Raw genomic sequence first — 10202 nt, 5'->3', positions numbered from 1 at the left:
CAGCCGGACGATGTTTTGGACGCGCTGGTTTTGGCGGTTGCTGCCTGGCTTAACCGCGGAGAAGAGGGCGGCTACCTGCGCCAGAAAGAATCTCAGGATGCAGCCGGAATTCCCCTGCGGATTGCCTGTCCGCCGCTGCTGCGCTGCGGAGAGACGGCATGACGATCCAGTTCTTCCTGCTGATGGGCGTGGCGGGCTGCGGCAAGACGACGGTGGGACGCGCGCTGGCGGAGCGGCTCGGCTGGGCGTTTTACGATGCGGATGACTATCACCCGGCGGAGAATGTGGCCAAAATGGCAGCCGGTATTCCGCTGACAGACGAAGACCGCGCCGGCTGGCTGGAAAGACTGCATGCTTTGATTTTGGAATGCCTGCGGAATGACCGGCCGGCCGTGCTGGCCTGTTCGGCGCTTAAGGAACAATACCGCCGGGTTTTGCTGGCGGAAGCCGAAGGCGTGCAGCTGGTTTACTTGCGCGCAGGATATGATGTATGCCGTCAGCGGCTGGCCGAAAGGCGCGGGCATTACATGCCGGTCAGTTTGCTGGCCAGTCAGTTTGAAGCATTGGAAGAACCAGCCGAAGCGCTGGTGATGGATGCCAGCCTGGGGGTGGATGAGATTGTCGGGCAAATTCTAACCGGCGCGGCAGGTTCAAATTCTCTTTTGGAACGGGGTGGGAAGATTGAACCGGGGTAAACACCACAACCGGCAAACAGATGTTGAAAGTCCGTCTGCCGGTTGAAGGAGTTTTCAGCAGCGCGCACTAACTCTTGATTAAGGCAAAGGCAATCGTGGCGTGGCGGTCATACTGTGATTGGCGACCGTAGCCATCGGTGGCGGTGGCGTGGGTAGAAAGGTTGACGGCAAAGGCAGCGCCGTCGTTGCAGGCAGTGCACGAACCGCCCAGATTACGCAGCAGGTGACTGGCAGTATTGGAGAAGGTGGCCGGCGGAGGAGGCGGTGAAGCCGGCGAGCTGGTTGAACCGCCAGCGGAGGCTACACCACCGCACAAACCGCGTGAAATGCCCAATCCCCACGTCAGGAAATTGTTGGGGTGGCGGGCAACGTACTCCACCGAAACCAGATCGCTGAGGGTGTTGAAGCGTAAAAAGCCGCACGAATCGGCTGTGCCGAGCGGGGTGCGTACATTTTGCAGCTGGGCAACCGTATCGGCATTATCCACCCGCACGCGGAACATCAACTGTCCCTGCGGGGTGATGTTGTTGGAAGTCAGCACACTGGTGTAGGTGTTGGGCGTGCTGAGGTCGGGCAGGACAAACTTAAACGGCCCGCTGCCGCCCAAATTTGAACAGGACACCAGATTACCACTGGCATCGAACATTTCCAGCAAGAGGGTGACCAGGCCGGAGCGGCGCGGGAGCACATCGTTGTAGGTGAAGGGGGGTAATTTGTTGCCGGTGCTGTCAAAGTAGGCAAACGGGCGGTCATAAGGATCGTTGATGTTGACCCATCCGTCACCCGGGGAGGGGTCCGGCACTTCATAAAGATTTGTAACGCCATTGACGGTTTTCGGCCCGAGCACCACCGGATTCAGGTGAATGGTGAGCGGCGAGTAGGTAATGGTCATGTAGCGGTGGGTGACGGTCGCATCAATTTGGGTAAAGTTGGCGTCGCCCTCGAATTTGTAGGACCAACGGTAATAACGCACATTGCTGAGGGTCTTCAGGCGCGGGTCGAAGTTCATTTGCAAAGCCAGTGTGCCGCCCCACGGGGTTGTGCCGTTGACCAGACCGGTAGTCGAGGTGCTGATCAGCGGGTTGTTTTCCAGGTCGGTAATGTTGCGCAGGTCAATATTGCCGATAGCGGTCGGCCAGACGTACAGTTCATCACCGGGGATGGGGCGGTCGGGGTCTTCCAAACAGGCAACGGACTGTGGGTCGGTTACGGTGATCTGGATGGAAGGCGTACCATTGTAATTCCAGTAGGTGTTACAACCGATGGGAGGGCTGTAGATCAGCCGCTCGGTACCGCCGATATTCTGGGTTACGCGGAAGTACAGGTCGGGAATGTCGGATGGGCACCAGAAGCACAATTCTTTGTAAAAAGAACCGTCGGACTGGATGGGCACCTCTGCCAGCAGGCGTAAACAGTAAAAGAAATCCGGCAGGGCAATGCACAAATACGGTGCCAGCGTCACTTTATTCTCGATGATGAAACGCTGCAGCGATTCGCCCTTAAGCACAGACAGGCGGGCACTGACATCCGAAAGTGCAGCCGAAGTAACCGATGGGCTGCTGGATTCTTGCGGACGGGAAAGAAGCATCGCCTGCCGGAAAGGAGCGGGATCCGGTCCCGGACCGGGTGGGATGGGAGGAAATGGCGGATTGGGCTCCGGAAACGGGAAGGGAATCGGTTCTGGCAGGGGTGGGAAAGGCGGGCGGCGAAGCAGATCCAGCAAATCATCTCGCAGGCGCTCCAATTCCGGCAAGGGAAGCCGCTGCAGGTAACAGAGAAAATCCACTTCGTAGATTTTGACAGTGCCCTGGCAAATGGTGGCGTAACTACCTGAGGCGAATCGTTTGCGCACATTCCCGCGGACAATTACGCAATACCTCCACCAGCATAGATAGATGGCGCGGGAAATAGCAATTTCCAGTAAGGAGGGGCGCAGAGCGGGGATGACATCCTGTAATACGGCTTTGGCTTTGACCAGTTGTTGCAGCAAGTCCGGCGGGGAGATTTTTTCCTCGCCGAGCAGGTCGGGGCCAACATACAGACGATAATTTTGATCGGAAGGGAGGCGAAGGCTGACGGTTTCTTTGGTGAAAGGCTGCGAGTCGATCAGGTTGCCCTGGCGGTCAAACAAATAGACCCGGATAGGGGGTGTTTTTTCCCCTTCGGTTTTATCCGGGAATCGGATCTGGACACGCAGTGTCCGTTGTTTGTTCTTGCTGCTTTCTTCGACCATACAGAACCTCCTTTTGGAGAAAAGGTGTTATACCTTGACGAAGGTATAACATTGATAATATAGACTTACATTATCATAATAGCACTTAATATTGGAATAGGATACCGCGACTTTCACGATTTAACCGGAGCGAAAAAAAAGTAAAAAACGCGGGCACGCATCAACCCTGATTGAAAAACTGCAGTTGGTGAGAATGTCCACTTTTTCCACCGGCGGGGTGCGCAGAAAGTTTGTCTCAGTTTTGTATAATCTTTCTCTGAAAATTTGATAGATTTTGAGTGACCTTTGGGGGTAACATACGGTAGGTTTGGTTAAAAAACCTGTTCATTTTTGATCGCCGGAGGAATTGTATACGCATGCCTGAAAAAAGTGGGGCAAAATTTTATGACCTGCCCCCCGCCCAACGAATGGAATGGGTGGGTAAGCAGGCTCAGCTGAGCGATGCCGACCTGCAGGCGCTGAGCGGTGCAGCCGGTTTGACCCTCGAACAGGCCGATCACATGATTGAAAATGTGATTGGTGTTTACGGGCTGCCGCTGGGAATTGCGCGTTATTTCATCGTCAACGGGCGTGAGGTGCTGGTGCCGATGGTCATTGAGGAACCTTCGGTGGTCGCCAGTGCGTCCTTCATGGCAAAACTGGCGCGTTCCGGCGGCGGTTTCATCGCTCAGGCCGACCCGCCGGAAATGATCGGGCAGATCCAAATTCTGGGTGTTGCCGATGCCCCAACCGCCCGCCTGCGCCTGCTGGAAAAGCGCGATGAATTGCTGGCCGAAGCCGCGAAAATTGATCCGGTGCTGACCGGTTTGGGCGGCGGCCCGCGGGGTTTAGAGGTGCGCATCATCGAGGAATCGCCGATTGGCAGCTTTCTGGTGTTGCACCTGATTTATGATGTGCGCGATGCGATGGGCGCTAACGCGGTCAATACCGCACTGGAGCGGCTGGCGCCGCTGGTCGAGCGGATTACCGGCGGACGGGTGCATTTGCGCATCCTGACCAACCTTGCCGAACGCCGGCTGGCACGGGCGCGGGTGACCATTCGGCTGGAAGAACTGGCCTTCGAAAATTTCAGCGCCGAGCAGGTGCGCGATGGCATCATTGCCGCGTGGGCATTTGCCGCTGCCGATCCCTACCGGGCTGCCACCCACAACAAGGGCATCATGAACGGTGTGGATGCGGTGGTGATGGCGACCGCCAACGACTGGCGCGCCATCGAGGCCGGCGCCCACGCCTACGCCGCCCGCAGCGGACGCTATACCAGCCTGAGCACGTGGGGCAGGGATGAACAGGGCAACCTGCTCGGCACGCTGGAAATGCCGATGGCGGTGGGAATTGTCGGCGGGGCAACCCGCGTTCACCCGGCAGCTCAGGCGGCCATCCGCCTGATGGGCGTTAAAACGGCCGGCGAACTGGCGGAGATCATCATTTCGGTGGGGCTGGCGCAAAATCTGGCGGCGCTGCGCGCGCTGGCAACCGAGGGCATCCAGCGCGGACACATGACCCTGCACGCGCGGCAGGTAGCCATTGCCGCCGGCGCAACCGGCGAACTGGTCAACCGCGTGGCAGAGCAAATGGTACGCGAAAAGGTGGTGCGCATTGACCGCGCCGAGCAGATTTTGAAGGAAATTCAAGGGGAAGCCTGATTGCATCCTCTCCTAAGGAAAGAGAAGTAACCAACAAGGAGTGTTTTTATGGAAAAACCCGAAACTCAAACCCTGACGCACATCCCGGCCCGCCCGGTTGGCATCATTGGTTATGGGGCGTATGTGCCGCGCTACCGCCTGCCGGCGCGTGAGGTGGCGCGCATCTGGAAGGGCGGCAAGGACGAAGCCCCGGTACGGGAGAAATCGGTACCCGGCGCGGATGAGGACGTGATCACCATGTCCATCGAAGCCGCCCGCAATGCGCTGGCGCGCGCCCGCATTCACGCCCACGAAATTCGGGCGGTGTGGGTCGGCTCTGAATCGCACCCGTATGCCGTCAAACCCAGCTCAACGGTGGTCGCCGAAGCCATCGGCGCACCGGTCAGCGTACAGGCCGGTGATTGGGAATTTGCCTGCAAAGCCGGTACCGAGGCGATGGTGGCGGCGATTGCCATGGTTGCCGCCGGCATGGGGCGTTATGCGCTGGCCATCGGCATGGATACGGCGCAGGGCCGCCCCGGGGATGCGCTGGAATACACCGCTGCGGCCGGCGGGGCAGCCTATATTCTCGGCCCGGCGGAAGAAGCGCTGGCGGTCGTGGAGGGCACCTATTCGTATGTGACCGACACACCCGATTTCTGGCGGCGGGCCAATGAACGTTACCCCGAACACGGGCAGCGCTTTACCGGTGACCCGGCTTACTTCAAGCACATCACCGAGGCCGGCAAGCAGCTGATGAAGGATTTGGGTCTGACGGCCGGTGACATTCAATACGCGGTCTTTCACCAGCCCAATACCAAGTTCCCGCAGCGGGTGGCCAAAATGCTCGGTTTTACTCCCGAGCAAATTCAACCCGGCCTGCTTTCGCCGGTGATTGGTAACACCTATGCCGGCGCGGCGATGATCGGCCTTTCGGCCGTGCTGGACTGCGCCAAACCGGGTGACCGCATTCTGGTGGTTTCGTTCGGTTCGGGCGCCGGTTCGGATGCCTTCCTGTTCCGCACCACCGAAGCGCTGGTGGAACGCCAGCGGCTGGCGCTGCAAACCCAGGATTACATTGCCCGACGCACCGAAATTGACTACGGCATGTACGTCCGCCTGCGCGGCAAGCTGGCGGATTGAGGAGGCTGACCATGCGTGATGTGGTGATTGCCGGTATCGGTCAGACTCGGGTGGGTGAGCTGTGGGATATTTCTCTGCGCTCACTGGCCTATCAGGCGATGAAAGCAGCCCGGCAGGATGCCAACGGGCTGACCCCCGACGCGCTTTACGTGGGCAACTATCTGGCGATTGTAACCTCGCACCAGTCCAACCTGGGCACCCTGCTGGCGGATAACGCCGGTCTGACCGGCGTGGAAGCGTTCACCTGTGAAGCGGGGCAGGCTTCCGGCGGGGCGGCCTTTCAGATGGGCTTCATCGCGGTGGCCTCCGGATACGTGGATGCGGCGCTGGTGGTGGGTGTGGAAAAGTACACCGATGCAATTGGCAGCGAGCAGGAAGCAGCCGTGGCGCTTTCGATGGATGCCGATTATGAGGCCATGGTCGGGCTGACGCTGGCCGGCCAGGCCGGTTTACTGATGCAGCGTTATCTGCATCAGTACGGCGCGCCCCGTTCGGCGTTTGGGGCGTTCCCGGTGCTGGCGCACGCCAACGCGGTCAACAATCCGTTTGCCATGTACCGCAAAGCTATTCAGCAGGAAACTTATGAGAAAGCCGAACCACTGGCCGAACCGCTCAACCTGTTCGATCTGGCGTCCTATGCGGACGGAGCGGCAGCCGTGCTGCTGACCACCCCCGAAAAGGCAAAGCAGGCCGGCATCCGCCACCCGCTGGTGCGGGTGCGCGGCTCGGCGGGGGTGATTGATACGCTGGCGTTACACGACCGCCCCGATCCGCTGGCATTTGAATCTGCCCGCTATGCCGTTCAGCGCGCCTGCGAAATGGGCGGTATTTTGCCGGGCGAGGTGGATTTGTTCGAACTGGATGATGCCTTTTCCATTTATGCCGTGCTGGGGCTGGAAGCAGCCGGTTTTGCCGAACGCGGCGAAGGCTGGCGGCTGGGTCAAAACGGCGACCTGCGGCTGGACGGCAGGCTGCCGGTGATGACGATGGGCGGATCGAAAGGGCGCGGCAACCCGCTGGGGGCGGTGGGGGTTTACCAGATTGTCGAAGCCGCCCAGCAGCTGCGCGGTGAAGCGGGCGCCAATCAGGTTGCGGATGCGCGCCTGGCGCTGACGCTCAATTTGGGCGGGCCGGCTTCTTCCGCATTTGCCCATGTACTGGAACGGTTGTGAGGGTCTGATAGGTTTTGATAGGAATCTGGACTATCCTTGATAGAAATTGAAAGGATCGAGCCGATAAACTGTAGGCTGGATTGATTTACAAAGTAGAAGGAGAAATAAACCATGGAAATTCCGCGACACTGGCGATTGAAGAAACAGCGCTATTCTTTGCAGGGCGAGATTTGCCCGCACTGCGAAGGCAAAATTTTCCCGCCGCGCGATGTGTGCCCGCACTGCGGTAACGATGCGCGCACGACCTTTACCTTTAGCGGGCGCGGCACGATCTATTCCTTTACCCATGTGACCGAAGCCCCGGCCGGGTTTGAGGATACTGCCCCTTACACGGTGGCCCTGGTGCAGCTGGAAGAGGGCCCGGTGGTCACCGCGCAGTTGACCGATGTGGATGCGGATGAGGTGGAAATTGGCATGCCGGTGGAAATGGTCACCCGCAAGATTCGCTCGGACGGCAACGAACGGGGGATCATCATTTACGGGTATAAGTTCCGTAAGCGAGTAGAAACAATTGAATAAGCAGCTACAAATTAAAATTATTTACCTAAAAATAGGCTGATAGCAAAACTATGAACAAAGAGGCGGAAACCTCTTTCGATAATTTCCGCCTTTTTTGCGTTTTGTGAAATTTCATTTCCCCTAATTAGGTCAATATTTTCTCGTAGCAAAGATATGTTTGATGACCAACAGGTTTGGAACAGTATCGAATCTGACCCCGATACCGATACCCATGTCGTTCATACAAATACCTGGCTACAGAGTTGCCTTCAAGGGTATCCAGACGAATACTTTTGTACCCGTTTTCTATGGCCAAATGTTCACAAGCCTGTAACAGGACCGAACCGTAGCCGTGCCTCTGCAAACGCGACTCGATGGCAAGGGCATGGATGACCAGCACAGCAGAATCTGAGGATTGCCAGTTGATACCAGCCCATTCGGGAGGTTGCCATTCATCCAGCACTACACAACCGATGATTTTCGTATCGTCGACAAAAATGAACAGGTTACCATCCATGATGGCTTCATGGAAAAAAGCTCGGTTGGGATAATATTCGTCCCATTGATATATTCCCTGCCTGACCAGCGCCGCAGTCACCCGGTGGATTAGTTCGGTGATTTCGTCTAGATGCTCAGGTTTTGCCTGAATCAATTGCATAAGATGGCTACCGTTTACGTCTTCGAAAGCGGTATAACCTCGACAAGTACGAAATGGGTTGCGATCATTTCGAACTCATCATTCAAATCACAATTCCGCCAGCAATAACGGTGTGCCTCTTGGAAATGCTCCGCGCTTCGGCACGCTTCCCCTTTCCATAGTTTTTCGGGAATATTACCAAACTTCACCGGATACACTTCGGTGATGCGGATGCGGCAGCGCAGCCGTTGTTTAAGATCATACACATCCACGATGTCGGTTACTTCGTGCCCGCCGTCATCAAATTCACTCTCCGGTTCGTAGTAATTATCCGCTTTGCTGACCGTTGCCGTCTTTTTGCCCTCGATGATTTCCATAACCAGATGGTCGTCGTTCTCATCCTCTCCCCAGAACTGAATCCTTTTAGGCCGGTTCATGTACCACCTCTTCAATTTCAATTTTTCTCCTGCTGAATTTATTATCCCTGCTCATGAGAATAAAAGCCAGCCAGATATGGATCCAAACAGCAGGCTGAACACAATCATTTCAAACTGCAGTTTCCAAAACGCGCTTTTTTGAAGATAACGATCTTTCATGTAAATGAATCCTTCGATGTTGTGCGGGAAAGGGATTGCACTGGCGAAATCGGTGTAGATAAACATCAGGCCGGCTAGAAAGATGAATCGGAGGAGGTAAGACAACTCTCCCAAAAATCCGATAATGGGGTAAAGCACAATGGAGAGCAAAAATCCCCGCAGGATCTGCAAACGAATGGCTAATTTTGCCACCCTAGCATTCTCCGCTGGATCTGCCATGTTTTTGAGGAAATCCAACAGGCGGTTTTCACCATGATACAGTTCATGGCTGATGCGATAAGCAAGCAGACCAGCCACGAGGTAAGCACCGCAGAAAATCAGTATAAAAAGTAAACTAAACTTAAGATATTCCATTCTGAAAATCACCCTTCTACTTCAAGAAGCCAGTTTGTTGGTATCTCAATACTGGATCTTACCCAATCAGTCAGGCATGAGAGCGTAGAGCAATGTATTCTACTGATACGTTCCCAAAAAATACTGACCAACACCATTCTAGAACCTTTGCGGCGGTATTCCGCCTTCCTAGGAAAGTTTCAACGCAAAAGTGGCAAGGTTGACCACAAAGAAACCGACATGTGCTGCGGCATGGGCAACCATGGCCAATTCCAAACCGCGCCGCCAATAGAGCCAGCCAAAGAGGATGCCGCCCAACGCGTTCAACAGGATGGTACGGAAGATGAGGAGGGGAGTTAGTTCAACCATGTTTGCCAGTGCCGGCAGATGCCCGATTCCGAACAGAAGAGATGCAAGGATGATTGCCATCCAGACCACTGAAGGGGTTGCCTGTCCCTCTTTACGCAGAATGATCCGCCAGCCTAACCAGACTAGCAGGCTCATCACTCCCCAACGAAGCAGTAATTCTTCGACGATGCCACCATACAGTAGACCGAGAAGCAGTTGACTGAAAATTCCGGTGAGCGTTGCGGTTTCGGTATCCATTTCCGTATTTTCGAATGGGTTCATTACGGCGTCCAGTCCAAGTACGGCAAAGGCAAACAGAAAGCCCATTCCAAATGCCAGCGTTAGATGAGGGCGAATTTGAGGCCAGAGTGGTGTTCCATGACTGACTTTTTCCGCCACCAGCGAACGTAAACCAACTCCCTGTGCCAGCAAATTACCAATTACGATGGCAATCATCAACAAGATCAATGGATTGACCAGAGCCAGCACCGCCGCCAACTGTGGCGGTAAATCCATCAGTTCGGCTGGCAATGAAGCGATCTGTTTAATGGCGGTCGGTATAAGCGACAGGATACCTGCCAGTCCCAATCCCAGAAGAGCAAGAAAAGTTTTACCGAAATGGATCGGGCCAGGTTTTGTGGTAAGGGTATGTTCAGTCATCTCATTCTCCGTTTTGAAATAAAACCAGATGCGAAAGAGGGCATATTCCCCATGCTCATAGTTTACGAGTAAAGAAATCAAAATAGACTACACAATAATGTAGTTCGCTCTGTAAAATGATGTGGTTTCAGGGAGAGGATTATATTTTGGTTTTCTGTTTTTGCTGATGGATCATAAAAACGGTAATGTCTGATAGGTTTTGATAGGAATCTGGACTATCCTTGATAGAAATTGAAAGGATCGAGCCGATAAACTGTAGGCTGGA

10 protein-coding genes are annotated in these 10202 nt (G+C 55.3%); 5 read left to right on the top strand and 5 right to left on the bottom strand.

Going from position 1 to position 10202, the window contains the following annotated elements; translation table 11 throughout:
• Nucleotides 1-158 precede the first annotated feature (158 nt).
• Nucleotides 159-695 carry a gluconokinase gene (locus ACWIZX_RS08235; protein ID WP_448335434.1) on the top strand — a complete coding sequence of 179 codons (537 nt, stop codon included), beginning with the start codon at nucleotides 159-161 and terminating at the stop codon, nucleotides 693-695.
• A 67-nt stretch (nucleotides 696-762) separates the two neighbouring features.
• Here the strand turns inward: ACWIZX_RS08235 and ACWIZX_RS08230 are convergent, their stop codons facing one another.
• A complete protein-coding gene (locus ACWIZX_RS08230; protein ID WP_448335433.1) occupies nucleotides 763-2928 on the bottom strand; it encodes a hypothetical protein in 2166 nt (721 codons plus the stop codon).
• Nucleotides 2929-3284: 356 nt separating this feature from the next.
• Here ACWIZX_RS08230 and ACWIZX_RS08225 point away from each other — a divergent pair, with 356 nt between their 5' ends.
• The 4 genes from ACWIZX_RS08225 to ACWIZX_RS08210 all read left to right on the top strand — a co-directional run bounded on the left by ACWIZX_RS08225 (nucleotide 3285) and on the right by ACWIZX_RS08210 (nucleotide 7384).
• The gene (locus ACWIZX_RS08225) at nucleotides 3285-4571 is read left to right on the top strand and encodes a hydroxymethylglutaryl-CoA reductase, degradative (protein ID WP_448335432.1); all 1287 of its coding nucleotides are present in this window, start codon (nucleotides 3285-3287) and stop codon (nucleotides 4569-4571) included.
• A gap of 48 nt (nucleotides 4572-4619) precedes the next feature.
• Nucleotides 4620-5693 (top strand): hydroxymethylglutaryl-CoA synthase, encoded by a 1074-nt coding sequence (locus ACWIZX_RS08220; protein WP_322793667.1) that lies wholly within the window; start codon nucleotides 4620-4622, stop codon nucleotides 5691-5693.
• A gap of 11 nt (nucleotides 5694-5704) precedes the next feature.
• Nucleotides 5705-6865, top strand: a complete 1161-nt coding sequence (locus ACWIZX_RS08215) for a thiolase C-terminal domain-containing protein (protein ID WP_322793666.1) — start codon at nucleotides 5705-5707, stop codon at nucleotides 6863-6865.
• 111 nt (nucleotides 6866-6976) lie between these two features.
• Nucleotides 6977-7384: a Zn-ribbon domain-containing OB-fold protein gene (locus ACWIZX_RS08210; RefSeq protein WP_448335431.1), complete on the top strand. Its 408-nt coding sequence runs from the start codon at nucleotides 6977-6979 to the stop codon at nucleotides 7382-7384.
• Nucleotides 7385-7508: 124 nt separating this feature from the next.
• On the opposite strand, the gene ACWIZX_RS08205 is transcribed toward ACWIZX_RS08210, so the two are convergent.
• From ACWIZX_RS08205 to ACWIZX_RS08190, 4 genes are all read right to left on the bottom strand, one after another.
• Nucleotides 7509-8021: a GNAT family N-acetyltransferase gene (locus ACWIZX_RS08205; protein WP_448335430.1), complete on the bottom strand. Its 513-nt coding sequence runs from the start codon at nucleotides 8019-8021 to the stop codon at nucleotides 7509-7511.
• Nucleotides 8022-8035: 14 nt separating this feature from the next.
• A complete protein-coding gene (locus ACWIZX_RS08200) occupies nucleotides 8036-8437 on the bottom strand; it encodes an ASCH domain-containing protein (protein ID WP_448335429.1) in 402 nt (133 codons plus the stop codon).
• A gap of 51 nt (nucleotides 8438-8488) precedes the next feature.
• Nucleotides 8489-8893, bottom strand: a complete 405-nt coding sequence (locus ACWIZX_RS08195; protein WP_448335428.1) for a hypothetical protein — start codon at nucleotides 8891-8893, stop codon at nucleotides 8489-8491.
• Between the two features lie 225 nt (nucleotides 8894-9118).
• A complete protein-coding gene (locus ACWIZX_RS08190) occupies nucleotides 9119-9937 on the bottom strand; it encodes a CPBP family intramembrane glutamic endopeptidase (RefSeq protein WP_448335427.1) in 819 nt (272 codons plus the stop codon).
• Nucleotides 9938-10202: the final 265 nt, after the last annotated feature.

The sequence above is a fragment of the Bellilinea sp. genome (genome assembly GCF_053501535.1).
This window is presented reverse-complemented; position numbering and strand designations above follow the sequence as displayed.

Excerpts from the sequence above, each read along its gene's own strand:
- ACWIZX_RS08230 (WP_448335433.1), bottom strand. The coding sequence starts at position 2,928 with ATGGTCGAAGAAAGCAGCAAGAACAAACAACGGACACTGCGTGTCCAG.
- ACWIZX_RS08225 (WP_448335432.1), top strand. The coding sequence starts at position 3,285 with ATGCCTGAAAAAAGTGGGGCAAAATTTTATGACCTGCCCCCCGCCCAA.
- ACWIZX_RS08220 (WP_322793667.1), top strand. The coding sequence starts at position 4,620 with ATGGAAAAACCCGAAACTCAAACCCTGACGCACATCCCGGCCCGCCCG.
- ACWIZX_RS08205 (WP_448335430.1), bottom strand. The coding sequence starts at position 8,021 with ATGCAATTGATTCAGGCAAAACCTGAGCATCTAGACGAAATCACCGAA.
- ACWIZX_RS08190 (WP_448335427.1), bottom strand. The coding sequence starts at position 9,937 with ATGACTGAACATACCCTTACCACAAAACCTGGCCCGATCCATTTCGGT.
- ACWIZX_RS08200 (WP_448335429.1), bottom strand. The coding sequence starts at position 8,437 with ATGAACCGGCCTAAAAGGATTCAGTTCTGGGGAGAGGATGAGAACGAC.
- ACWIZX_RS08210 (WP_448335431.1), top strand. The coding sequence starts at position 6,977 with ATGGAAATTCCGCGACACTGGCGATTGAAGAAACAGCGCTATTCTTTG.
- ACWIZX_RS08235 (WP_448335434.1), top strand. The coding sequence starts at position 159 with ATGACGATCCAGTTCTTCCTGCTGATGGGCGTGGCGGGCTGCGGCAAG.
- ACWIZX_RS08215 (WP_322793666.1), top strand. The coding sequence starts at position 5,705 with ATGCGTGATGTGGTGATTGCCGGTATCGGTCAGACTCGGGTGGGTGAG.